Genomic DNA, 23255 nt, shown 5'->3' with positions numbered 1-23255 from the left:
GGACAGGAGCAGGTGACGTAGCCGATTTATCCCAAAAAAAAATAGATGTGATACTTGTCCTTCTGGGTTTGAGTTGTTTTCAAAAAACCCAGGAAACTTAGATGAATCCACTCAATGAAAAACCTTGTCGGAACTGTTGTCAGATGGATGCTCCACCACTTCCTTACCTTGCTGTTGATATTTTCAGTACTCATTGTTGGCAAGGTAGCTTTGTCCGAATGGGACACCTTTCAGTCTTTACGTGCAGAGTTCGCCCTCCTTATTAAATCGGACCAAAGCATCAGCGCTAAGGTCGCAGACATGGTTAAAGCTGCGACAGAGCGAGGGAATGGTATGCGGAATGCTTCACTTCAGATGCTCCAGCAACGTGTTTCGGAGGTCGATCAGCAGATCAACGTCAAACGATTGGAAAAGCAACAGTTCAGCCGCTTTGGGCAATTGTTGGCGGGAACGCCTATCGTTCAGACGCAATTGGAGGGGATGCGCGTTGATACAGAAATCCGCATTCTCGAAATTGAACGTTCTTACCTGCTAGACCTGAAGTCGCGGTTAGTTGCAGAAAACACAGACCGTGAAAACCGCGAAAAACTTGCGGCGGTGCATCAAGCTCATAAAACGTTCTACCAGAGATGGCAGCAGATCGGGGCTGAAATAGATGCATTCGATAAGCTTCACCCATGGGCCAAATTCACAATTGGATCAACTGAATTCATTAAGCGCGGAGAGCTAGAGCAACAACAATCGATATATCTAAATCGTACCAAAGAAGCTGATTTAGTTTACCAACAGTTAAACACAATAGTATTAAACACTCGGCCATTAGCGCAATTTCCAGCATTCAAAATAGACAAGAAGCAGGTCGATGTCATTTTGCAACCAATTCGCACTAGGCTCGATGAACTGAATCTGCACCTCGCAAACAACTGGTTCGAAAAACTAATGAAACCGATTGAAGAGGTCGCACCTACGGCGTTCTTGATCCTCTTTTCAATCATCCTCACCCCGTTCGCGATCAAGGCACTGTTCTATTTCGTGTTGGCACCGCTGGCATCACGTCGTCCGCCGATTTGCATGCTGCCTGACTCTGCCGGAGGGTTGGTGCTGGAGGCAGGTCATTCTTCAGTCTCGCGAACGATAACGGTGAATGGTGAGCAAGAACTACTGATACATCCCGAGTTTCTGCAGAGTTCATCGATTCAAGGCGAGAAAGACACACGATGGCTACTTGACTGGAGATATCCGCTTACCAGCCTGGCATCGAATATGGTTGCGCTAACACGTATCCGAACCAATTCACCTGCAACCTTTGTACTCTCGGCAACAAACGATCCGTTCAGTGAAATTGGCATCTTGTCGATTCCTAAGGGATCAGCATTAGTAATGCAACCGCACAGCTTGGTGGGCGTAATACAGCCAAGGGGTACGGTAGTTCGCATTACGTCGCATTGGCGACTCAATAGCATACACGCTTGGTTAACCTTGCAGTTGCGATATTTGGCGTTCCACGGCCCTGTGGATTTGATATTACAAGGCTGTCGTGGAGTACGCATAGAAAAGGCAGATTCCGGGCGTAGTATTAACCAGGCAGCGACGATCGGCTTCAGCGCGAATTTGTCATATGCGACGCGTCGCTGTGAAACTTTTGGTGCTTATTTCCTGGGCAAGCAAGAACTGCTAAATGACACATTTAAAGGCGAGAACGGGTTCTACGTGTACGAGGAAATGCCCCATTATGGGAAAAAGACAGGGTTGACTGGTCGGGGATTAGAAGGACTCACCGATTCATTGCTTAAGGTACTTGGGATCTGACGTTGTTGTTTTGAAAAGGCTAAAGCAGCTTCGCAGCATTGCTCTTCAAGTGGAGGTGAAATGCCTGTTTCGGTGTGGTGTGAATGTTTCTTGTCGGTATGAAAAAGTCACTTCGGTTCCGAATGGAACTTATCCAGACTACTCGACGCACTCATCACATTCCCGACCACAAAGAGTTGTGATGCAGCAAGTAGTTCTGAAATGAGTTCGGGAGGAGACTGCACAGAGCGGTGCAGTTAAAGAATGGGAACGGACTCTAGCGTCTTAAGAGTCCGCTGCTCTACCAGCTGAGCTAAGTTCCCATTCGCAACGATTTGAACGTTTATCGAAGCTCTGAATTATAGCGACAAATCAGGGCTTAAATGACCACGGGATTTCGACGCCAAGACCGATTCAGGGTGCATCTACATCAGCAAATGTTCACCGGCGTTGTCACCGCCGAGTGTGACGTAATTCACCTTGCGGATGTCCATCAGCTTTTTGCCGCCTGAGTAGCTGATGGAGCTTTGCACGTCCTGCTCCATCTCGATCAGGGTGTCGGCCAGTTTGCCCTTGATGGGCTCCAGAATGCGTTTGCCCTCCACATGCTTGTACTCGCCTTTGTTGAAGTCGCTGGCCGAGCCGTAATATTCCTTGAACAACTTGCCGTCCACCTCCACGGTCTGGCCGGGGCTTTCCTCAAGGCCTGCAAAGAGTGAGCCAATCATTACCATGGTGGCGCCAAAACGAATGCTTTTGGCGATGTCGCCGTGGTCGCGGATGCCGCCGTCGGCAATGATGGGTTTGGTGGCCACCCGCGCACACCACTTCACCGCGCTCAATTGCCAGCCACCGGTGCCAAAACCCGTTTTGAGCTTGGTGATGCAGACCTTGCCTGGGCCAATGCCCACCTTGGTGGCGTCCGCGCCCCAGTTTTCCAGGTCGATCACGGCCTCTGGCGTGGCCACATTGCCGGCAATGATGAAGGTGCCAGGAATTTTTTCGCGCAGGTAACCAATCATGTTTTTCACGCTGTCCGCATGGCCGTGCGCGATGTCGATGGTGATGTACTCGGGGGACAGACCCTGGGTCACAAATTGGTCAATCGTGTCGTAGTCAGGTTGTTTGACGCCCAGCGAGATTGACGCATACAGCCCAAGGGCCTTCATGTTTTTCACAAAGGCCACGTTGTCCAGGTCAAACCGGTGCATCACGTAAAAGTAGCCGTTTTGCGCCAGCCAGATACAAGTGGCCTCGCTCACCACGGTCTTCATGTTGGCAGGCACCACCGGGATGCGAAAGCGCCGCGGGCCCAGTTCGACACTGGCATCGCACTCGGATCGGCTCTCCACGCGGCATTTGCGGGGCAGCAGAAGGATGTTGTCGTAATCAAAAATTTCCATTGGATCAGGCTCCTTGCGTGACGCCCCATCAAGGGCCACAGAAGGTGGCGCGGTCAGGGTGGCGTCGGGTTGAAAGAGAGCGCTTGGAATGCCGTGCCGGTCATTCAGCCCAAGTACTGTTAAAAACAGACAGGCAAAAAAAACCGGGCTGCAATTGCTTGGGCCCGGTGTCTGATTCTATCGAGGTTATGCGCCGGGGCTACTGTTTATCTTCAGGCGGGCAGGTAGACTCTGCAGCCAAGAGCACGCGGCCAACGGCATCCTGTACCCAGCCCACCACGCGCAGGCGTTCAGGCCTGGCGCCCTGGGGAATGTTCATGGGCCGTAGCTCCTTGTAATTTATTTGCTCTGTATTTTGTAGTGGGTCACGCATTTTCCATGAGGGCTGCAGCACGTTTCTTGCCAAATTTCTCGGTACTGGCGAGTTTTCATAAGCTTGGGGCAAGGTTTCCACCATCACCAACCAGGCTTGCAATGGTGTTGCCACCTGAACACCTGGCGGCAGGGTGAGTTCAATGGAGGCGCCCAGATAACCACTTACTGCCGGGCCATGTGCCACGCGCAGAGTGGCGCCTGGTAAACCGGACACGGTGGTGATTTGGCTGCTCTGGGTTTTGGGCGGTGCATGGTTCAACTCTGTCAGCCGCATCAAGGCGTCGCTGTTGGCGGCTGGCGCCAGTGCCGCGTCTTCACCCTGCGAGCCCGGCACGATCCAGTCCATGGCCAGCACGCCAGGCGCAGCTATCGGGGTCGCGGGATCAACCCAGCAGGACTCGCAATTGGCGTTGATGAAGCGCTCAAGCAGTGCCGTGGGCGCTGGCTGGCCGTCGCTGCTGCAGGAAGATTGACTGTGCGCCAGGGGCGAGCCCAGTAACAGTGCGGCCAAAAGACCAGTCACTCGCCAGGTCACGGCAAAGGAGTGGGGTTGGTGATTTAGCGGGTGTGTTGTCATCAAGCGGCTTTCTACAATGAACCCATGTTTTCTGCAATTACACAACAAAGCCCCCCGGACGCCGGCCTGCTACACAACCTTAACCCTGAGCAGCTTGCGGCTGTCACGCTGCCCGCTGAGCACGCGTTGATTTTGGCTGGGGCCGGGTCCGGTAAAACACGGGTGTTGACCACCCGCATTGCCTGGCTGCTGCAAACTGGGCAGGTGTCGCCCGGCGGCATTTTGGCGGTGACCTTCACCAACAAGGCCGCCAAGGAGATGATGACGCGTCTGGGTGCGATGCTGCCGGTGAATGTGCGTGGCATGTGGATTGGCACGTTTCACGGCTTGTGCAACCGGTTTTTGCGTGCCCACTACAAACTGGCTAATTTGCCGCAGAGTTTCCAGATTCTCGACACGCAAGATCAGCTTTCCAGCATTAAACGCCTGTACAAGCAGTTTGGTATTGACGATGAACGGTATCCAGCCAAACAAATGCAGTGGTTTATTGGCGGCTGTAAGGAAGACGGCCTGCGCCCCAGTGCGGTAGAGGCGCGTGACGACGAGACGCGGAAAAAAACCGAGATATATCAGCTCTATGAGGAACAATGCCAGCGCGAAGGTGTGGTCGATTTTGGCGAGCTGATGTTGCGCAGCTACGAACTGTTGCGCGACAACGATCCAATTCGTGAGCATTACCAGCGGCGCTTTCGCCACATCCTGATTGATGAATTTCAGGACACCAACAAGCTGCAATACGCCTGGATCAAGATGCTGGCGGGCACCGGTGCACACAGCAGCGTGGAGGGCGCTTTTACGCCCAGCGGTTGCGTTCTGGCAGTGGGTGACGATGACCAGAGCATTTACGCCTTTCGCGGTGCACGCGTGGGCAACATGGCCGACTTTGTGCGTGAATTCCATGTGCAGCACCAGATCAAGCTGGAGGAAAACTACCGCAGCGGCAGCAACATTTTGGACAGTGCCAACGCGCTCATTAGCAACAACAGCAAGCGCCTGGGCAAGAATTTGCGCACCGCGCAAGGGCCGGGCGAGCCCGTGCGCGTGTATGAGGCTTCCAGTGATTTCGCCGAGGCCAATTGGATGGTCGATGAGATGAAGCAGCTGGTGCGCGAAGGCCATGAGCGCAAGGAAATCGCGGTGCTGTACCGCAGCAATGCCCAAAGCCGGGTGATTGAAACCGCGCTGTTCAATGCAGGTATGCCGTACAAGGTGTATGGCGGCCTGCGCTTTTTTGAGCGTGCTGAAATCAAGAACGCGCTGGCGTATCTGCGCCTCTTGGAAAACCCGCGTGACGACACCAGTTTCATGCGCGCGGTGAACTTTCCGCCGCGCGGCATCGGTGCACGCAGCCTGGAGCAGTTGCAGGATTTGGCGCGCGCCACGGGTTGCGCCTTGAGCGATGCCGTCAGCGGCCTGAGCGGCAAGGCTGGTGCCAACATTGGCGCGTTTCTGGCAGGTATTGACGTGCTGCGCGAGCAAACTGAAGGCTTGAGTCTGCGCGAGATCATGTTGGCCACGCTGGACCACAGCGGTCTGATCACCCATTACAAGGCTGACCGCGAAGGTGCCGACCGTGTGGAAAATCTGGAGGAACTGGTCAACGCGGCTGAAAGTTTTGTCAGTATTGAAGGTTTTGGTCGCGATGCGGTGGCGCTGCCGGTGGATGAGCTGGGCAATGCTTTGACTCAATCACCTGCTTCGCAAGGCCTGGACATGAACCAGCCGGTGCTGGATGTTCCCGCGCCCGATGCCGACACCGGTGAAACCTTGTCGCCGTTGGTGGCGTTCTTGACCCATGCCGCCCTGGAAGCCGGTGACAACCAGGCGCAAGCCGGGCAGGACGCCATTCAATTGATGACGGTGCACGCCAGCAAGGGTCTGGAATTTGACTGCGTGTTCATCACCGGCATTGAAGAAGGCCTGTTCCCGCACGAAAACTCGATGAACGACCGTGATGGCCTGGAAGAAGAGCGCCGCCTGATGTACGTGGCCATCACCCGCGCCCGTAAGCGTTTGTACCTGAGCCACTCGCAAACCCGCATGTTGCACGGCCAGACGCGTTACAACATGAAAAGCCGCTTTCTTGAAGAGCTGCCTGAAGACGCCTTGAAATGGATCACGCCCAAGCACCCAGGTTTCAACAAAACAGCCAGTTTTTCTGATGCTATGCATTCTGGAGCTGGTAGCGCTTATTCCAAAAGGGCTACAGGCCAATTTGGTACTGATTATTCAAAATACACCGCCGCGCCACCAGTGCCACCACAAAAGGCGTCACCCGGTGGGCTGCAGATCAAGCAAAAAGTGTTTCATGCCAAGTTTGGTGAGGGCAGTGTGCTGAGCCTGGAAGGCAGTGGGGATGATGCCCGTGCACAAATCAACTTTCCACGCCATGGCATCAAGTGGCTGGCACTGAGTGTGGCGAAGTTGACGCCGGTGCCTTGATCGGGCAGTGAGGTGGGCGCTGGTGGTGCCCTTGTCACAGTTTTGCCATCAAACCGCCATGAAGCTGTCACTGGCCACAGAGATCATCACGTCGTTCAACCAAGGAGTACGACATGAGAGATCTGCCCAACCCCACCTTTGCCTTGTCCCCGGTGTCCATGCCCAGGGGGTCACTTCATCGACCTGATACCAGTCCACTTAATGCGATTTCTACGGTTGCCAAGCAGGAGCGCGGCGGACTGTCGGTGTCATGGGCACGCCACGGCGATGAAGTTCTGGAAGCGCAGCGCCTGAGATACCGCGTGTTTGTCGACGAGATGGGGGCGCGTCTGACGACGCCGCTGGCTGGGCATGACATTGATTTGTTTGACAACTATTGCGAGCATTTGCTGGTGCGCGATGCCGCCACACAAGAAGTCATTGGCACCTACCGCGTGCTCACCCCTGCGCAGGCCAAACGCGTGGGCAGCACCTATAGCGACACTGAATTTGATTTGACCCGCTTGCGCACCTTGCGTGAGCGCATGGTGGAGTTGGGTCGCAGCTGTGTGCACCCGGACCACCGCCACGGCGGCGTCATCATGGCGCTGTGGGGCGCTTTGGGTGAATTCATGGTGCGTAACCAGCTTGACACCATGATTGGTTGCGCCAGCATTCCAATGCTGCACAACGGCATGGTCAGCGGCAATGTGGCCGCCAGCATCTGGCAGCAGCTTAAAACAACCCACCTGGCGCCGATTGATTTTCATGTGCGCCCGCGCTTGCCACTGCCAGTGGAGCAGCTTGATGGCAGCCTGATCGTGGAGCCGCCCGCGCTTATCAAGGGCTATTTACGCCTGGGTGCCAAGGTGCTCGGGGCGCCGGCCTGGGACCCGGATTTCAACACCGCAGATTTGCCGATGCTGATGCGCATCCACGACCTGCCTGCGCGTTACCGCAAGCATTTTTTGGGTGCTTGAGGCAAGGCTATGACGGGTGTCAGTCAAATAGCTCTTTCCAGATCGATTTTTTCTGATGGCTTCTGTGGCTGTCATGGTGGTTGCCGTGATGGCCGTGGCTGTTGTCGTAGTACTGGGGCACCGGTCGTATAGGCGTTTGCGGCACGGGTGCTTGGGTCGGTTGGGTTGTCTCGCGCATGCTGCGCTCAATGATCTTGTCCAGCTCACCGCGGTCCAGCCAAACGCCTCGGCACAGGGGGCAGTAGTCAATCTCAATGCCAGAGCGCTCTGTCATTAACAGGTCTGGGGTGGTGCATGTCGGGCATTTCATAGGAAGTCCTTTTGATAAATGGGTGTCACTGACGGTGGTTTCCAACGGATGATGGCGTGAACACGGCGCAGATCAATCCCGCTCGCGGTCGCCTTTGCGATCTTTCCCGCCTTTCTCTTGGCCGCCTCTGATGTCGTCTTCATCGGCGCTGCGGTGGCATTCCACGCAGTTGTCAAATTTACTGATGCCTTCTTCAATGTGTTTACGCCGGATGTTGTCAGGTGTGTGCTCGTGGCAGCTGTAGCAGGTGTAGCGGCTGTAGTCGTTGCGCACATGGCAAGTCACACAGCTGCTGTTGTGGTCTTTGTCCAGCACGAAGAACTTGTTGTGCTCAAACGTGGCGGGCGTCCACTTGGTCTGGGTATGGCATTGCAGGCAGTTGCCGGAGATTTGCTGGTGCAAGGTGTCGGTAGGTGGCTTGTGGCACGCCTGACATTGGTCAAGGGTTTCTTTTGCCAGCAAGGCGTGGTTGAAGTTGCCCTTTATTTGATAGCGCCTGACACCGGCATGGTCGCTGTGGCAGGCCACACAGTCCTGACTGATCAGTTTTTGATGAAATGGCGTGGACGATTGTGGTTTGCTCAAGGGCAAACCTGCGGAACTCAGGCGGCCAATGTCGGCCGGCTTGTGACAGCTCACACATTTGGGTGAGTTGGCGCCGGTGAACGCGGTGTGGCAGGCAAAACAGTCGCTTTCAAGCTGTTTGTGGCCAGCGATCAGTTTGCCTGGCCCGACCATCAGGTTGGGGTAAACAAAGGTCAGCACGGCAAGCCCAATCAGGTTGATGGCCAGCAGGAGTTTGATGACGCGGCTCATACCCAACCCCAGAATAAAAAGACACTCAGGATATGGCCCAGCGCCAGCACCGCAAACACCACAAAAATCGGGATATGCACCTTGCGCCACTGCGTCATGGCATTCAGCATCACCGCGTCCCAAAACAGGCTTTGCTCAACCTCGGGTTTGGACAGGCCGCGCAATTGAAAGCGCTCACGTTCACCTTGCACATGGCGGCGCGCGTGGGCCAGCAAAATCTTGCCCACCATGCCACTGACCACATTGACCGACATGGCAAACGTGGCCAACCAGGGAAGTATGGCGTTGAAGTGGATGCCCGAATGAATCAACACCATCACCGACCCCAACCAGGCCGTGAATTCATGCATGCGCAGCAGGTTTTTGGGGTCGCCGGATGTGATGTACTTGCGTTTGCGCAGTGAATAAATCAGTGAGCCGATGATCAGCAGGCTGCCCGATATGCCCAGATAACGCCCGACCCACACCAGGTTGAGTCGATGCAGCAGGTAGTCACCTGCGAAAGTGGCCGCTGCCAGTAGCGCCAGGATCAGGGTAAAGGGCAGAATGTGCTCGCGCCACAATGAGTTTTTCATCTAGGCCTCCAGGGTCAGACTGGACTTGGGGGTGCACACGCACAGCAAGCAGTTGCCGGGTTCGGGGTCAAAGTCGGGCGTCTGCCGGTAAGTCACTTCACCCGATGTGATGGTGGTCTGGCAGCTGCCACAACCACCGGCTCGGCAGCCCGAGTCCACGTGGATGCCATTGGCTTCGGCAAAATCAAGCAAGGAGCCAGCATCCACATGCCAAGCCACTTGTGTGCCTGATTTGGCAAACGTCACCATGATGTCGGATGCCACATACGCCTCATTTGACGCGCCAGAATGTGACAGTGAGGCCGTTTTTTTGCGCTGGATCGAAGCCGGGCCAAACGCCTCATAGTGGATGCGTGAATCCTGTACACCCCAGTCTTCCAGCGCAGGTACCAGGCTTTGCAGCATGGGTGTGGGGCCGCAGATGTAGTAGTGGTAGGGTTTGAGGGGCAGCAACGCGCGCAGCAGCGCCACATCCACGCGACCACGCAGGTGGTACTTTTGACCCGCAAGCGCTTCAGGGTCGGTGTCGCTCAGGCAAAAATGCAGGTGGAAATTGGGGTGGGCTGCTGCCAGTGTTTCAAGCTGGGTTTGCATCACCAACTCCTGGCTGTGTCGCACGCCATAAAACAGCCAGACTTCGCGCCCGGGTTGTTGGCTCAGGCACCAGTGGAGCATGCTCAGCATGGGGGTAATGCCAACCCCGCCGCCAATCAGAACCACCGGCGCATCGTCACGGTCAAGGTAGAAATGCCCAGCGGGTGCCCGCACTTGTAACAGGCTACCTTCCACCACATGGTCATGAAAGAAATTGGACGATCGGCCAGCCGGAAGCTGGGTGTTGGCAGGCGCTGGCGCAAGCTTGATTGACACACGGTAATGCGACGGGTCAGGCGCATTCGAGATTGAATAGCAACGCACCACAGGCTGGGTCGCGCCCGATTCCGTGGGAATGTCAAGGCTGAAGGTTAAAAATTGCCCAGGCAAAAACGGTTTCAAGGCTTGCCCGTCTTGCGGCACCAGCTCGAAAGAACAGATGGTTTGTGCGGTGTCCTCCATGGTTTTGCGGGTCACCCGGAAGGCGCGCAATCCGGCCCAGGCGGCTGGCAAGGCTTCGGTGGCGGACGCCACCTTCAGTGGGCTGACCGCCACTTCAAGGTCAACAATCTTGTGGCGCAGCGCCAAGTACTCTGCCCAATGTCGCCAAAACCCAATGCCGAGGTAGATCGCCAGTTGCAGCAGAATGCTTCCGGTAATCCAGGTCAGTAGTTGTAGGGAACTCATGTTTTCGGACATTCAAGATGCATAGCTTCAATGTAGCCAGCGCGTCTTAATGAATGCTTAACGCAGACTGTCAGATACAAACCGGTGAGATGCAGCTATTGTCGGGTTCGATACATCATTGCTGAGTTTTTGCGTGTGTTCTGTGCGTTGGGACACATAACAATGTGGGTCAACAATGGCCGGCGAGCCGCAAACCGTCTACTGCTGCACGCATTTCCGTCGCCAGTGCCCGGCGGTCGCGACCCAGTGGCAGCTGAGTTGCGCCAAAGCTGAGCGTCGCACGCAGTGGTGGCGCTTTCAGGGTGCGCCAGATTGACCCCAACAGCGTGTCCTGATCTATGTAAATGGGCGCCAGGCTTGGCTGCCCCGTGGCTTCATCTGAAAAACGCATCGCGACTGGCTGCACCGGTACATTGGCGGCAATGGCGGCCTGAAACAGATTGGCGTGAAAGGGCAGCAACTGCAGACCGTTGCTGGTGGTGCCTTCGGGAAAGATGGCCAGCGTGTCACCGGTTTGAAGATGCTCGGTCATCTGGCGCACCACCCGCACGGCATCACGCGGCGATTGGCGTGAGATGAACAAAGTGCCAGTGGCAGCAGCCAGCCGTCCCACCAGCGGCCACTGCCGAACCTCGGATTTGGCGACAAATCGGCAGGGGCAGGTGGCCAGGATGACGTACACGTCCAGCCACGAGATGTGGTTGGCTGCCAGCAGCATGGGGCCTTGCCGGGGTGTTTTGCCATTTACTACCAAGTTGATAGCTAGTCGCACAAGTAGTACTTGAGCCCAAGCCTGAATTCGTTGTGTCTTTTGTACCGGTTCCAGTTTCGGAAATACAAAGGTGATGGTGACCAAACCGCGGACCATGTGCAGGGCCACACGGGTCAGTTTCCAGCTGGCACTTAAGGTATTTTTCATTCATTGACTCATGGGGCAAGTGCAACATCATGTGTCAAATGAATGTCAGTTTGATGACCATTGCATGGGTGGTTTCAGACGCGTCAGCTTACGCGTCGATTTTCACAAAAATGTCACATGACGTTCTTACCATTGGACAAGGTTCGCCGCTGGCGCACCCGCGGCGCGAGCGCCCGGAACCTTACGATTAACTTCTGGAAAACCATCACCATGTCCAATTTGCCTCAACCCTCACGCCGCCAGGCGCTTAAGTTTCTTGCCAGTGCGCCCATGCTGCCACTGGGTGCCATGTCGGTCAGCTCTTTGATGGCCGGCTGCGCCACCTCAGGCGCAAGCACTGCGCCCATGGCCGGATCGTTCGCCTCAGCGGCGTTCACGTCGATGGCTGCACCCAGCCTGGCCAATGCGGCCGCGATGGCCACCACCACGGTGGCGTCCAGCCTGCAAGTCTCCATGAAAGATGGCAGCACCCGCGCCTTCAAGCTGGCTTATCAACCCTTCTTCATCACAGGTGACCGCGTGCCAGACGGCAAGGGTGGCACCGTGCTGGCAGGTGGTTATGTCGACATCGTGAATCGTCCCATCATCGACAAATCGGTGTCCGGTAAAGAGCGCCAGTTTTTCTCGGATTGCCCGGATGGCACGTCGCTTTTGAAGCTGGATCACCCCAAGGTGTCTGGCATCAAGGGCAAGGCCGTGTTTGCCGTGGTGCAGTTTGAATATGCCAATGCGGACCTGAGTGGCGCTGATGCCTATGGCACCTTGCCATCACCCATTGCAGTGCTGACGCTTGATCAGGACCAGTCCACCGGCGCGCTGTCGCTGGTGAAGTACAGCAACGTTGACACGTCTGCCGTGCAAGGCCTGTGGATTACCTGCGGCTCTAGCCTGTCGCCCTGGAATACACACTTGTCCAGTGAAGAATACGAGCCTGATGCGCCCTTTATTGCGGACAACAAGCAGTTCAAGGCTTTCAGCAAAAACCTGTTTGGTGACGAGAGCGTGGCCAACCCCTACCACTACGGTCACATGCCCGAAGTGACGGTGAAACCCGATGGCACCGGCGCCATCGCCAAGCACTTTTGCATGGGCCGCATTTCTCATGAATTGGTGCAAGTCATGCCCGACAACCGCACCGTGCTGATGGGTGACGACTGCACCAATGGCGGTTTGTTCATGTTTGTGGCAGACAAGGAAAAAGTGCTGTCTGCCGGTACGCTGTACGTGGCCAAAATCCAGGGCAAGTTCTCGATCAACCCATCCGATGCCAGTGCCAAGCTCGGCTGGATCAAGCTGGGGCACGCCACCAGCAAAGACATCGAAAAGCTGGCTGACAAGCTCAAGGCATCCGACATCATGGATGTGCGCTTGAAAGACCCAGCCGATGCCAGCTTCACACAGATTTTCGTCAACGGTAAAGCCAATTGGGTCAAGCTCAAGCCGGGCATGGAAAAGGCAGCTGCTTTCCTGGAAACCCACCGCTATGCGGCTCTGATGGGCGGTAGCCTGGCGTTTACCAAGATGGAAGGCACCACGGTCAACATCAAAGACAAAGTGGCGTACTCTGCCCTGGCTTACATTCAGGACTCCATGGTCAAGGGTGGCAAGGGCTGGACTGCACAAGCCGGCATCACGCTGGACAAGGCGCTGCTGGCTGGCGGCGTTTTGTCGCACACCCTGAGCGGCGGGCAAGTGGATCACACCGGTGCAGCTATCGCCAGTGAGTGGGTGCCTGCAGCCATGCGCACGTTGCTGACGGGCGAAGACATTGCTCCTGACGCGCTGGGCAATCTGGCCCACCCCGACAAAATTGCCAACCCCGACAACCTGAAATTCTCTGAAAAGCTGCGCACCCTGTTCATTGGCGAAGACAGTGGCATGCATGTGAACAATTTCCTTTGGGCTTACAACGTGGACACCAAACAACTCAGCCGTGTGATGTCGGTGCCTTCCGGCGCTGAGGCCACTGGCCTGGGTGCGGTGGACGATATGAATGGCTGGATGTACATCACCAGCAACTTTCAGCACCCGGGTGACTGGAGCAAAAAGCTGCATGGCAAGGTGCAAGCCACGCTGGACCCACTGGTGCGTGCCAATTACAAAGACCGTTTTGGTGCGGCTGTGGGCTATTTGACGGCTGACCAGACGGGTATCAAGCTGGGTTGATCCGGCTGACTTGTCAATAAGTAAAAAGCCCGGCCAGATGTTTCTGGTCGGGCTTTTTAATTGGGTAGCCTGGACAGTGGTTCAGTCAGCCGGCAATTTGGCGTCAGGCACATCCACCTCAAAACTGTCATGGTAGGTGAAATACAGGGAGGTAAAAAACATCGAGGCTACCAGCATCAGCGCGGGGAACAGCAGCACGCCTGCCAGCCCGGGGTTGCCCATCAGGGAAGACACCGCAGTGATGGCCAGCACCATCAGCACCATCACCCCCATCCACGCGGCAGCAAACACTGTGAACGCCAGAAAATTGCGAAAGCACGCCACGATGCTGAAAAACATGCTTTTAACAGCAGGCAAATCCTGCCAGTAGACCAGGGCCGGTGCGTGCCAGAACATCAGCGACAGCGGCAGGTGCAGGCCAATGAAGGTCCACATGGCAGCCATGAATTCGCTGGACGCCATCAGCTCTTTGTCTGGCACCTGGCCACCGAGGTACATGTGGGCAAAGCCACCGCCATCGACCAGGTATGACACCCCCATAGCGCACATGAAGCCCGCTGCGTACATGGCACCCAGGGTGAGCATGGCGCGGGCTTTGCGTGAGTCAGAGCGCAGGCCGGTGAGCAGAATCAACGGCATGGGGAACTTGCCCTGGGTTGCTTCGCGGGTGGCGGCCATCAGTCCCAGCGTCATGGCAGGCAGCACCGTCATGGCGATGGGCAAGCCGATCATCGGCACCATGCTGGCCACCGACATGATGGCCATGAACATGAAAAACAGCCCAATCAGTGCCAGGGGCTGTTTGCCAAAGGTTTGAATGCCTAGCTTGACCCAGGTGGCGCCCCGGAGCGCCGGAACAATGTTGAGTTTCATGCGGTGACCGCCAGGATGTCAAAGTGGCACACGTCAGTGGCGCGGTGGCGCAGCACACGCTCGAAATGGCTGGGGTCATGGGCTTGCAGCACGCTGGCTTCGCGCGGCAGGTAATAGTCCCACAGCCTTGAGAGCCAGAAGCGCAGGGCACCCGCACGCAGCATGGCCGCCAGCAACTCGCGTTCAGCCGCCAACAGGGGACGTTCAGCCTCGTAGGCTGCTATGAAACTCTGAGCGCGTTGCGAATGATGTGCGCCAGTTTCAAGGTCAATGCACCAATCATTCAGGCACACCGCCAAGTCAAAAGCCCAAGTGTCTACACCCGCAAAATAAAAGTCAAAAAAGCCACTGAGCAGCGGCTCGCCGCTCACCGTGTCAAACATCACGTTGTCGCGAAACAGGTCAGCGTGGATCGGGCCACGGGGCAGGGCGGCGTAGCTGGATTGGGCCGCCACATGGTTTTGGTAGGCCAGCTCTTGTGTGATCAGGTCACTTTGGGCTTTTGTCAAAAAAGGCAGCACCACTGGCACCGTCTCGTTCCACCAGTCAAGGCCGCGCAGGTTAGGTTGGCTCAGCTCAAAGTCACGCCCGGCCAGGTGCATGCGGGCCAGCATGGCGCCTACTTGCGCACAGTGGGCCGGGGTGGGCGCAAGCTCGCTTTTGCCGCGCAGCTTGTCAACCACGGCGGCAGGTTTGCCTTTGACTTCAAACACCAGCGTGCCTTTGGCGTTGGCCACCGGCTCAGGCACCGCAATGCCACGCTGTGCCAGATGCTTCATCAGCCGCAGGTAAAACGGCAGTTGCTCAAAGCTGAGCCGCTCAAACAGCGTCAGCACGTAGTCGTGGGTGACACCGTTCAACTCGGTGCTGGCAAAGTAATTGGTGTTCTCGATGCCGCCAGCGCAGCCCTTCAGGCTGATCAGTTCACCCAGTTTGAGTTGCGCAAAGAGCGTGTGTGCTTCAGCTGTGGAGACTTCCGTGTAGACCGCCATGTTGTTAGAACCCCAGGACTTTCCAGGTGCGTTCGCCCGTTTTGGGCGCAACCTGGTAGGCCGGCATGCCACTCTTGGGCTGCACGGTGATGGCTTGTGTTTCGCCGCCCACGCGTAATTCGTCAATGCGTGCGGCCGAGTCTTCCACCTGAATGTGTTCAACGCGCGGCTCCACGCCAGCGCGGGCACTCTTGGGCACACTGGCCGCTGTTGTGGCGGGTGCTGGGGCAGGGGTTTGGCTCCATGCCAGGCCACAGGCCAGCAGGAGGGGAAGGATAAGGTGAATTGAGCGCATCTTTTGATTGTAGATAAAGCGGCTTTGAAGGCAGGCACAGGCAAAATGCCGGCATGAACAATGTCCCCAAAAAAACCTTGCTGCTGGTCGATGGCTCCAGCTACCTGTACCGTGCCTTTCATGCCATGCCAGACCTTCGTGCCGTGCCGGGCGACTCAAGCAGCGCGCCCACCGGGGCGATCCGCGGCATGATCAACATGCTGGAGCGCCTGCGCAAGGATGTACCGGCCGATTTTGCCGCCTGCGTGTTTGATGCCAAAGGCCCTACCTTTCGGGATGACTTGTACCCTGAGTACAAGGCGCACCGATCGCCCATGCCGGACGACTTGCGCGCTCAGATCGAGCCGATTCACGAAGTGGTGCGCCTGATGGGCTGGCGGGTGCTGGATGTGCCTGGTGTCGAGGCCGATGATGTGATTGGCACGCTGGCGGCCACGGCGGCAGCCCAAGGCATTGAGGTGGTCGTAAGCAGCGGCGACAAGGATCTCGCGCAACTGGTGAACGAACACGTCACCATCATCGACACCATGAACGGCCGTGTGCGCGATGTGGCTGGTGTCACGGCTGAATTTGGTGTGCCACCCAGCCTGATGGTGGATTACCAGACGCTGGTGGGGGATGCCGTGGACAACGTGCCCGGCGTGCCCAAGGTGGGGCCAAAAACTGCGGCCAAGTGGCTTACCGAGTTTGGCTCGCTGGATGCCATCGTGGCGCAGGCCGACAGCATCAAAGGCGCGGTGGGGGAGAACCTGAGAAAGTCGCTGGACTGGTTGCCTACCGGACGCAAGCTCTTGACCATCAAGACCGACTGTGACCTGAACGGCTGGGTTCCTGAGTTGCCAGCTATGGAGTCAATAGCTGTCGGCGCAATGAATACGGAGGCTTTGGCTGTATTTTATGAAAAATTTGGGTTCAAGGGACTGGCCAGGACCTTGGGTGCGGCGGTCAACGCGTCGGGCGCATCCGCCCAACGAACCGCAAACGGCGCTGACGCCAGTGCCCAGCGCAACCCAGCGCGTGAACGCGATTTATTTGACGAGCCAGAGGCGCCACTCGCAATCGACGACACCGCCGCCGCCAAACCGGCCAGCACGCTGCGCTATGACACGATTCAAACCTGGGAGGCGTTCGCGCATTGGCTGAGCAAACTTGAGGCCGCCGAGTTGGTCGCCATCGACACCGAAACCACCTCGCTCGATGAGATGCGTGCGCAAATTGTCGGCATATCCTTCAGCGTGACACCTGGGGAAGCCGCCTACATTCCGTTGGCGCACGCTTACGCCGACGCACCTGCTCAGTTGCCGCTCGTTGACGTTCTGGCCAAGCTCAAGCCCTGGCTGGAAAATCCGGCAAAACACAAGCTCGGCCAGCACATCAAGTACGACCGCCATGTGTTCGCCAACCATGGCATCGAGGTGCAGGGCTACCTGCATGACACCATGTTGCAAAGCTACGTGCTTGAAGTCACCAAGCCGCACGGTTTGGCCAGCCTGGCTGAGCGCCATCTGGGGCGCAGCGGCATCAGTTTTGAGGACCTGTGTGGCAAGGGCGCCAATCAGATCTGTTTTGACCAGGTTGATGTGGCCAAGGCCGCCGAGTATTCGTGTGAAGACTCCGACATGACACTTGATGTGCACCGTGTGTTGTGGCCGCGACTGGAAGCAGACGCCAAACTGCGCTTCATTTACGAGCTGGAAATCAAAAGCAGCGAGGCGCTTTACCGCATCGAACGCAACGGCGTGCTGATTGATGCGCCCATACTTGCCGCGCAAAGCCACGATTTGGGCACGCGCATTTTGCAGCTTGAAAAAGAGGCGCATGAGCTGGCTGGCCAGCCTTTCAATCTGAGCAGTCCGAAGCAAATTGGCGAGATTTTCTTCACCAAACTCGGTCTGCCCGTGGTCAAGAAAACGCCTACCGGCTCACCCAGCACCGACGACGAAGTGCTGCAAAAACTGGCCGAAGACTACCCGCTGCCAGCCAAGATTCTGGAGCACCGGGGCCTGTCCAAACTCAAGGGCACCTACACCGACAAATTGGCCCAGTTGGCCAACCCCCGCACCGGGCGCGTGCACACGCACTACGCGCAAGCCGTGGCCGTCACCGGGCGCTTGAGCAGCAACGACCCCAACCTGCAAAACATCCCGGTGCGCACGCCTGAAGGCCGGCGTGTGCGCGAGGCCTTTGTGGCACCCATGGGTTACCAAATAGCCAGCGCCGATTACAGCCAGATCGAACTGCGCATCATGGCGCACATCAGCGGCGACGCGGCCTTGTTGCTGGCTTTTCACGACGGCATGGATGTGCACCGTGCCACGGCGGCCGAGATCTTCAATGTAGAGACTGCACAGGTCAGCAGCGAGCAGCGCCGCTACGCCAAGGTCATCAACTTTGGCCTGATTTATGGCATGAGTGCTTATGGTCTGGCCAAGGCTTTGGGCATTGACAACACCGCAGCCAAAAACTACATCGCACGTTATTTTGAGCGTTATCCGGGCGTGAAAAACTACATGGACCACACCCGTCAGTTGGCCAAAGCGCAGGGTTATGTGGAAACCGTGTTTGGCCGGCGGCTGTACCTGCCCGAGATCAATTCACCCAATGGCCCGCGTCGAAGCGGTGCTGAACGCGCCGCCATCAACGCGCCCATGCAGGGCACGGCGGCAGATCTGATCAAGCTGGCCATGGTCAAGGTGCAGCAGGTGATAGATGCCGAGCAACGTGCCACCAAGATGATCATGCAGGTGCATGATGAACTGGTGTTTGAGGTGCCAGACGCAGAGGTTGACTGGGTTCGCCACGAAGTGCCTCGGTTGATGGCCGGCGTGGCGCACCTCAAGGTGCCTTTGCTGGCCGAGGTAGGCGTTGGGCTGAATTGGGACAAAGCGCATTAATCGAAGGATATTGAACAATGGAGCCGATGACGATTTTTGCGATTTCAGGCTGTCTGCTGACAGCTGGTTTGGTGTATGTGGTGTTGCAGGTGCGCCATTTTGGGGAAAAGCAGGTCGGCAGTGACAAGCTGTTGAAAGCCCAAACTGAAACCGCACAGGTGAAGAAAACCCTGCAAGGCTACACCCGGTATGGTGAGTGCCTTGACGCCGGCAGGCAAGCGCTGGTGGCGCAACTGACGTCGCCTGTTGCCAAAGTGGTGCGTGAGTATGTGCACGTGGCGCAAGTTCCCAAAGAGTCGTTCAAGCTGGCCGCTGATGTCACGGTCATCATCAAGTACACGGTGGACTTCAGCTTCTCCATGGATGTGAGCGCTGCGGGCTTGGAGGTGATTCACGCGGCCAATGGTGTGGGGCTGAAAATCAGCCGTCCGGTGCTGATCAATGACCCCGTGGTCAAGATGTTGTCGCACCAAATGGTGAGTGCCATCCCCTTGGAAGACGGGAAACCGGTGTTGGATGACGCCCACGCCAAATTCGTGGTGCAGGCCAAGCGCTACGGCCTGGCCATTTGCACCGAAGACAGTTTGCGGGCGCTGTGTAAGATGAAGGCGCTGGAAGGTATGCGTGATTCACTGGCCAAGCAAACAGGCGTGCAGCATGTGCCGGGCATTTTTGTGGATTTCAAGTGAACGGAAACAATGTTTTTGGACGCACCGCAAGTGGTGCCATGGTGGCGTAAGTCAGCCAGATTCATGGCCCTGGCGTGTTTTAATGAACCGCATGTCAAACACCTTGATGCCGTTGGTGTCGAGGTTTGTGTGAGAATTTTTACAAGGTGAATCCATGAACTCAATCAAACTTGTCGGTGTTGTTCTGATCGTCCTGGGTGGTTTGGGGCTTGTCTACGGTGGCTTCAGCTACACCAAGGACACCACGGCCGTGAAGCTGGGTCCGCTTGAGTTGACGGTGCAAGAGAAAGAAACCGTCAATGTGCCTTTGTGGGCTGGCATTGGCGCCATCGTAGTCGGTGGCATGCTGCTGGTGATGGGCGGCAAGAAAGGCTAGTTTTGAGGCGAATTGAGGTCTGCCCCTCAGACCTCAAGGTTGTCGATCAGGCGGGTCGCGCCAAGGCGGGCGGCGCCAAGTACGACCAAGCCCTGGTTGTGGGTTAGCTCAGGGATGTCGCCAGTGGCGGGTGGCTGCAGGTCAGCGCGGCGGCGCACCACCAGGTAGTCGGGCTGCCAGCCTCGGGCAGTCAAATGGGTCATGGCTTGGCGCTCCAACGCGCTGATGTCAACGGCGCCTTCGCGCAGGGCTTGCGCCATGGCCTTGAGCGCTTGAGACAAGTGCACCGCCTCGGCACGGTCACCAGGGCTTAGGTAGTTGTTGCGCGATGACAAGGCCAGGCCATCGGCGGCACGCAGCGTGGCACCACCAATGACGTCGATGGGCAGTGCAAACTGCTGCGCCATGCGCCGGATCACCATCAACTGTTGGTAGTCTTTTTGACCAAACACGGCCACGCGGGGTTGTACACAGTTAAACAGCTTGAGCACCACGGTGCACACACCGACAAAAAACCCGGGACGAAAATGCCCTTCAAGCAGGTCTGATAACTCAACTGGTGGGTGCACCTTGAAGCCTTGTGGCTCGGGGTAAAGCTCTTTCTCGGTGGGCGCAAACAGCACATCACAGCCAGCGGCCTCTAGGGCTGCGCAGTCGGCCTCCCAGGTGCGCGGGTAAGTGTCAAAGTCTTCATGCGGCAGAAATTGCAGGCGGTTGACAAAAATGCTTGCCACCAGCACGTCGCCCAAGGGCTTGGCCTGACGCACCAGCGTCAGATGCCCCTCGTGCAGATTGCCCATGGTGGGCACAAAGGCCGGGCGCTTGAAGTGACTTAGGTGGTCACGTAATTCAGTGATGGTTTTTATTATTTTCATAGCATTTAGCGCTTTATTTATAAGGGCTAGAGGTCTATTTTGTCTGTAAAAGTCTGTTTACCAGGCGTGCAGGGCGTTGTCGGGGAAGCGGCCATTTTTGACCGCCTCAACATAGGCTTGCATGGCTTCCTTGATGCCGTGCTGGCCTTGTACGCCAGGCAGATCGGCCATGAAGTTACGCACAAACTTGGGCATCTTGCCCAGGTTCAGCCCCAGCATGTCATGCAACACCAGCACCTGGCCAGCGGTGCCGCTGCCCGCACCAATGCCAATGGTGGGGCAGCGCGCCAACTCGGCGGTGAGCTCGGTAGACAGGGCGGCAGGCACCATTTCAAGCACCAGCAGCGACGCGCCTGCATCTTGCAATTCATGCGCGTGGCGCTTCATGATGGCAGCGGATTCCAGGGTTTTGCCCTGCACCCGGTAGCCGCCCAGCGCGTGCACGGTTTGGGGGGTGAGCCCCAGGTGGGCGCACACCGGAATGCCTCGCTCCACCAAAAAGCGCACGGTGTCAGCCGTCCAGCCGCCGCCCTCTAGTTTGACCATGTGGGCGCCGGCCTGCATCAGCACCGCCGCGCTGCGCAAGGCTTGTTCTTTGGACTCGTGGTACGTGCCATAAGGCAGGTCACCCACAATCCAGGCCGTACCCTGAACCCGGCGCACGCCACGGGTGACGCTTTCCACGTGGTAACGCATGGTGTCAAGTGAGACGCCCACGGTGCTGGACAGCCCCTGGCACACCATGCCGAGCGAGTCGCCGACCAGAATACAGTCGACACCAGCGGCATCGGCTACTGCAGCAAAGGTGGCGTCGTAGGCCGTGAGCATGGTGATTTTTTCACCCCGGCCGTGCATTTCAAGCAGCCGCGGCAGACTCACCGGCTTGCGCAGGGCTGGGTTGCTGGTGGGTGGCAAGGTGCCGTAAGGTGAGGCGCTTTGGGCTGAGGGCTGATTCATACGGTGTTCCCCAAAAAATGTGGCGCGAGTCTAACGCAGGCTCGTCGCAGTTGGCCTCAGGCGTGCGGGTCCAAAATGGTGGGTAGCGCCTGGTCCAGCAGGTTGGGGTAGTCACGGCTGAAGTGCAGCCCGCGGCTCTCATGGCGCGCCTGGGCGCTGCGCACAATCAAGTCAGCCACCATCACCAAGTTGCGCAATTCCAGCAGGTCACGGGTGACATGAAAGTGGGCATAAAACTCCTGAATTTCACCTTGCAGCAAGGCGATGCGGTGGGCGGCACGGTCCAGGCGCTTGTTGGTGCGCACGATGCCCACATAGTCCCACATGAAGCGGCGCAATTCGTCCCAGTTGTGCGAGATCACCACGGTTTCATCGGCATCGGTGACCCGGCTGTCGTCCCAGGCGGGAAGGGCCGGGGCGGCAACGCCTGCGCTGTGCACGATGTCTTGCGTGGTGGCCTGGGCAAACACCATGCATTCCACCAGCGAGTTGCTGGCCAGTCGGTTGGCGCCATGCAAGCCGCTGCAAGCTGTTTCGCCAATGGCGTACAAGCCCGCAATGTCGGTGCGGCCATGCAGGTCCGCCAGCACGCCGCCGCAGGTGTAATGCGCTGCAGGCACCACTGGAATGGGTTGTTTGGAAATATCGATGCCCAACTCAAGACAACGCGCATAGATGTTGGGGAAGTGTTCTTTCAGGAAACTCAGGGGCTGGTGCGAGATGTCCAGGTAGACGCAGTCAAAGCCACCTTTTTTCATCTCAAAGTCAATCGCACGCGCCACCACATCGCGTGGCGCCAATTCTGCGCGCGGGTCATGCGCGGGCATGAAGCGGGTGCCATCGGGCAGCAGCAGGCGTCCGCCTTCGCCACGCACGGCCTCACTGATCAAAAATGACTTGGCATGTGGGTGGTACAGGCAGGTGGGGTGAAACTGGATGAACTCCATGTTTTGGACCCGACAGCCAGCACGCCACGCCGCCGCAATGCCGTCACCGGTGGCGGTGTCGGGATTTGTCGTGTACAGGTAGACCTTGCCCGCACCACCGGTGGCCAGAATGGTTTGTGGCGCCTCAAAGGTGAGCACTTGGTCGGTGTCGCTGTCGAGCGCGTAAAGCCCCAGGCAGTGGTTGCTGTGCACGGCACTGTCCATCGGGCTGCTGCGGTGTGTGGCCAGCTTGTCACTGGTGATCAGGTCAATCAGGGTGTGGTTTTCGAACAGGGTGATGTTGGGGGTTTTTTGCACCTTGTCGATCAACGTGCGCTGCACGGCGGCGCCGGTGGCGTCGGTCACGTGCACGATGCGCCTGGCGCTGTGGCCACCTTCCCGAGTCAGGTGCAGGTGGCCGTCTTCCTCGGAAAATGGCACGCCCATGGTTTGCAGCCAGGAAATGGCTTTGGGCGCGTTTTCCACCACAAAACGGGTGGCTTCCAGGTCGCACAGACCAGCGCCCGCCACCAGGGTATCGTCCACATGGGCCTCGAAGCTGTCGTCTTTGCTCCAGACCGCCGCAATGCCACCTTGCGCCCAGCCGCTCGACCCCTCGGACACTGCACGTTTGGTAATCACTGCCACGCGTTTGTCGGCGGGCAGTAGCAGGGCGGCGCTCAGGCCTGCCAACCCGCTTCCCACAATCAACACGTCAAAGTGCAAGGGGGCAGTCGTAGGTGTGGTTTGACGTGAATTCATGAAAA

At 57.3% G+C, this 23255-nt stretch carries 20 protein-coding genes; 7 read left to right on the top strand and 13 right to left on the bottom strand.

From position 1 onward, the window contains the following. Positions 1-114 precede the first annotated feature (114 nt). Positions 115-1809 carry a hypothetical protein gene (locus tag PHQ58_RS08375; protein WP_300109722.1) on the top strand — a complete coding sequence of 565 codons (1695 nt, stop codon included), beginning with the start codon at positions 115-117 and terminating at the stop codon, positions 1807-1809. Positions 1810-2213: 404 nt separating this feature from the next. On the opposite strand, the gene PHQ58_RS08370 is transcribed toward PHQ58_RS08375, so the two are convergent. Both PHQ58_RS08370 and PHQ58_RS08365 read right to left on the bottom strand, forming a co-directional pair. Continuing rightward, a complete protein-coding gene (locus PHQ58_RS08370) occupies positions 2214-3191 on the bottom strand; it encodes a GMP reductase (RefSeq protein WP_300109719.1) in 978 nt (325 codons plus the stop codon). A gap of 199 nt (positions 3192-3390) precedes the next feature. Further along, positions 3391-4101: a hypothetical protein gene (locus tag PHQ58_RS08365; RefSeq protein WP_300109716.1), complete on the bottom strand. Its 711-nt coding sequence runs from the start codon at positions 4099-4101 to the stop codon at positions 3391-3393. Positions 4102-4167: 66 nt separating this feature from the next. On the opposite strand from PHQ58_RS08365, the gene PHQ58_RS08360 reads away from it, so the two are divergent. Both PHQ58_RS08360 and PHQ58_RS08355 read left to right on the top strand, forming a co-directional pair. Continuing rightward, positions 4168-6585 carry a UvrD-helicase domain-containing protein gene (locus PHQ58_RS08360; RefSeq protein WP_300109713.1) on the top strand — a complete coding sequence of 806 codons (2418 nt, stop codon included), beginning with the start codon at positions 4168-4170 and terminating at the stop codon, positions 6583-6585. 113 nt (positions 6586-6698) lie between these two features. Then, the gene (locus PHQ58_RS08355; protein WP_300109710.1) at positions 6699-7544 is read left to right on the top strand and encodes a GNAT family N-acyltransferase; all 846 of its coding nucleotides are present in this window, start codon (positions 6699-6701) and stop codon (positions 7542-7544) included. A gap of 19 nt (positions 7545-7563) precedes the next feature. Here the strand turns inward: PHQ58_RS08355 and PHQ58_RS08350 are convergent, their stop codons facing one another. From PHQ58_RS08350 to PHQ58_RS08330, 5 genes are all read right to left on the bottom strand, one after another. Next, positions 7564-7854, bottom strand: a complete 291-nt coding sequence (locus PHQ58_RS08350; RefSeq protein WP_300109707.1) for a zf-TFIIB domain-containing protein — start codon at positions 7852-7854, stop codon at positions 7564-7566. Between the two features lie 72 nt (positions 7855-7926). Then, complete coding sequence (locus PHQ58_RS08345; RefSeq protein ID WP_300109704.1) at positions 7927-8670, bottom strand: cytochrome c3 family protein; 744 nt, start codon at positions 8668-8670, stop codon at positions 7927-7929. Then, complete coding sequence (locus PHQ58_RS08340; RefSeq protein ID WP_300109701.1) at positions 8667-9245, bottom strand: hypothetical protein; 579 nt, start codon at positions 9243-9245, stop codon at positions 8667-8669. Before PHQ58_RS08340 ends, PHQ58_RS08345 begins: the two co-directional genes overlap by 4 nt. Further along, positions 9246-10526, bottom strand: a complete 1281-nt coding sequence (locus PHQ58_RS08335; RefSeq protein WP_300109698.1) for a 2Fe-2S iron-sulfur cluster-binding protein — start codon at positions 10524-10526, stop codon at positions 9246-9248. It abuts the gene before it with no gap. Between the two features lie 169 nt (positions 10527-10695). Then, a complete protein-coding gene (locus PHQ58_RS08330; RefSeq protein WP_300109695.1) occupies positions 10696-11445 on the bottom strand; it encodes a 1-acyl-sn-glycerol-3-phosphate acyltransferase in 750 nt (249 codons plus the stop codon). 210 nt (positions 11446-11655) lie between these two features. Between PHQ58_RS08330 and PHQ58_RS08325 the strand changes: the two genes are divergently transcribed. Beyond that, positions 11656-13611 carry an alkaline phosphatase PhoX gene (locus tag PHQ58_RS08325; RefSeq protein WP_300109692.1) on the top strand — a complete coding sequence of 652 codons (1956 nt, stop codon included), beginning with the start codon at positions 11656-11658 and terminating at the stop codon, positions 13609-13611. 81 nt (positions 13612-13692) lie between these two features. Here PHQ58_RS08325 and PHQ58_RS08320 read toward each other — a convergent pair whose 3' ends face one another. The 3 genes from PHQ58_RS08320 to PHQ58_RS08310 are packed head-to-tail and all read right to left on the bottom strand — an operon-like array spanning position 13693 to position 15771. After that, on the bottom strand, positions 13693-14484 hold the full coding sequence (locus tag PHQ58_RS08320) for a BPSS1780 family membrane protein (protein ID WP_300109689.1): 792 nt from the start codon (positions 14482-14484) through the stop codon (positions 13693-13695). Then, positions 14481-15476, bottom strand: coding sequence for a homoserine kinase (locus PHQ58_RS08315; protein WP_300109687.1), 996 nt, complete (start codon positions 15474-15476; stop codon positions 14481-14483). Before PHQ58_RS08315 ends, PHQ58_RS08320 begins: the two co-directional genes overlap by 4 nt. 4 nt (positions 15477-15480) lie before the next feature. Then, positions 15481-15771, bottom strand: a complete 291-nt coding sequence (locus PHQ58_RS08310; RefSeq protein ID WP_300109685.1) for a hypothetical protein — start codon at positions 15769-15771, stop codon at positions 15481-15483. Positions 15772-15824: 53 nt separating this feature from the next. Between PHQ58_RS08310 and polA the strand changes: the two genes are divergently transcribed. From polA to PHQ58_RS08295, 3 genes are all read left to right on the top strand, one after another. After that, positions 15825-18665, top strand: coding sequence for a DNA polymerase I (gene polA / locus PHQ58_RS08305; RefSeq protein ID WP_300109682.1), 2841 nt, complete (start codon positions 15825-15827; stop codon positions 18663-18665). Positions 18666-18691: 26 nt separating this feature from the next. Next, the gene (locus PHQ58_RS08300) at positions 18692-19354 is read left to right on the top strand and encodes a hypothetical protein (protein ID WP_300109679.1); all 663 of its coding nucleotides are present in this window, start codon (positions 18692-18694) and stop codon (positions 19352-19354) included. 154 nt (positions 19355-19508) lie between these two features. After that, on the top strand, positions 19509-19730 hold the full coding sequence (locus PHQ58_RS08295; protein WP_300109677.1) for a hypothetical protein: 222 nt from the start codon (positions 19509-19511) through the stop codon (positions 19728-19730). Between the two features lie 26 nt (positions 19731-19756). On the opposite strand, the gene panC is transcribed toward PHQ58_RS08295, so the two are convergent. Genes panC through nadB form a run of 3 tightly spaced genes read right to left on the bottom strand, consistent with a single transcriptional unit; the run spans position 19757 to position 23250 of the window. Beyond that, entirely contained in the window at positions 19757-20605 is an 849-nt protein-coding gene (gene panC / locus PHQ58_RS08290; RefSeq protein WP_300109674.1) for a pantoate--beta-alanine ligase, read from the bottom strand. Between the two features lie 57 nt (positions 20606-20662). Then, positions 20663-21562 carry a 3-methyl-2-oxobutanoate hydroxymethyltransferase gene (panB, locus tag PHQ58_RS08285; protein ID WP_300109671.1) on the bottom strand — a complete coding sequence of 300 codons (900 nt, stop codon included), beginning with the start codon at positions 21560-21562 and terminating at the stop codon, positions 20663-20665. 56 nt (positions 21563-21618) lie between these two features. Further along, positions 21619-23250: an L-aspartate oxidase gene (gene nadB, locus PHQ58_RS08280; protein WP_300109668.1), complete on the bottom strand. Its 1632-nt coding sequence runs from the start codon at positions 23248-23250 to the stop codon at positions 21619-21621. Positions 23251-23255: the final 5 nt, after the last annotated feature.

This window comes from Rhodoferax sp., from assembly GCF_028688795.1.
In the GTDB taxonomy this organism is placed as follows: domain Bacteria; phylum Pseudomonadota; class Gammaproteobacteria; order Burkholderiales; family Burkholderiaceae_C; genus Rhodoferax.
This window is presented reverse-complemented; position numbering and strand designations above follow the sequence as displayed.

What these genes read in the sequence shown, in the direction of transcription:
- PHQ58_RS08345 (WP_300109704.1), bottom strand. Translation starts at nt 8,670, where the DNA reads ATGAGCCGCGTCATCAAACTCCTGCTGGCCATCAACCTGATTGGGCTT.
- PHQ58_RS08360 (WP_300109713.1), top strand. Translation starts at nt 4,168, where the DNA reads ATGTTTTCTGCAATTACACAACAAAGCCCCCCGGACGCCGGCCTGCTA.
- panC (WP_300109674.1), bottom strand. Translation starts at nt 20,605, where the DNA reads ATGAAAATAATAAAAACCATCACTGAATTACGTGACCACCTAAGTCAC.
- PHQ58_RS08330 (WP_300109695.1), bottom strand. Translation starts at nt 11,445, where the DNA reads ATGAAAAATACCTTAAGTGCCAGCTGGAAACTGACCCGTGTGGCCCTG.
- panB (WP_300109671.1), bottom strand. Translation starts at nt 21,562, where the DNA reads ATGAATCAGCCCTCAGCCCAAAGCGCCTCACCTTACGGCACCTTGCCA.
- PHQ58_RS08320 (WP_300109689.1), bottom strand. Translation starts at nt 14,484, where the DNA reads ATGAAACTCAACATTGTTCCGGCGCTCCGGGGCGCCACCTGGGTCAAG.
- polA (WP_300109682.1), top strand. Translation starts at nt 15,825, where the DNA reads ATGAACAATGTCCCCAAAAAAACCTTGCTGCTGGTCGATGGCTCCAGC.
- PHQ58_RS08375 (WP_300109722.1), top strand. Translation starts at nt 115, where the DNA reads ATGAAAAACCTTGTCGGAACTGTTGTCAGATGGATGCTCCACCACTTC.
- PHQ58_RS08340 (WP_300109701.1), bottom strand. Translation starts at nt 9,245, where the DNA reads ATGAAAAACTCATTGTGGCGCGAGCACATTCTGCCCTTTACCCTGATC.
- PHQ58_RS08370 (WP_300109719.1), bottom strand. Translation starts at nt 3,191, where the DNA reads ATGGAAATTTTTGATTACGACAACATCCTTCTGCTGCCCCGCAAATGC.
- PHQ58_RS08355 (WP_300109710.1), top strand. Translation starts at nt 6,699, where the DNA reads ATGAGAGATCTGCCCAACCCCACCTTTGCCTTGTCCCCGGTGTCCATG.
- PHQ58_RS08325 (WP_300109692.1), top strand. Translation starts at nt 11,656, where the DNA reads ATGTCCAATTTGCCTCAACCCTCACGCCGCCAGGCGCTTAAGTTTCTT.
- PHQ58_RS08350 (WP_300109707.1), bottom strand. Translation starts at nt 7,854, where the DNA reads ATGAAATGCCCGACATGCACCACCCCAGACCTGTTAATGACAGAGCGC.
- PHQ58_RS08335 (WP_300109698.1), bottom strand. Translation starts at nt 10,526, where the DNA reads ATGAGTTCCCTACAACTACTGACCTGGATTACCGGAAGCATTCTGCTG.
- PHQ58_RS08310 (WP_300109685.1), bottom strand. Translation starts at nt 15,771, where the DNA reads ATGCGCTCAATTCACCTTATCCTTCCCCTCCTGCTGGCCTGTGGCCTG.
- PHQ58_RS08300 (WP_300109679.1), top strand. Translation starts at nt 18,692, where the DNA reads ATGACGATTTTTGCGATTTCAGGCTGTCTGCTGACAGCTGGTTTGGTG.
- PHQ58_RS08315 (WP_300109687.1), bottom strand. Translation starts at nt 15,476, where the DNA reads ATGGCGGTCTACACGGAAGTCTCCACAGCTGAAGCACACACGCTCTTT.
- nadB (WP_300109668.1), bottom strand. Translation starts at nt 23,250, where the DNA reads ATGAATTCACGTCAAACCACACCTACGACTGCCCCCTTGCACTTTGAC.
- PHQ58_RS08295 (WP_300109677.1), top strand. Translation starts at nt 19,509, where the DNA reads ATGAACTCAATCAAACTTGTCGGTGTTGTTCTGATCGTCCTGGGTGGT.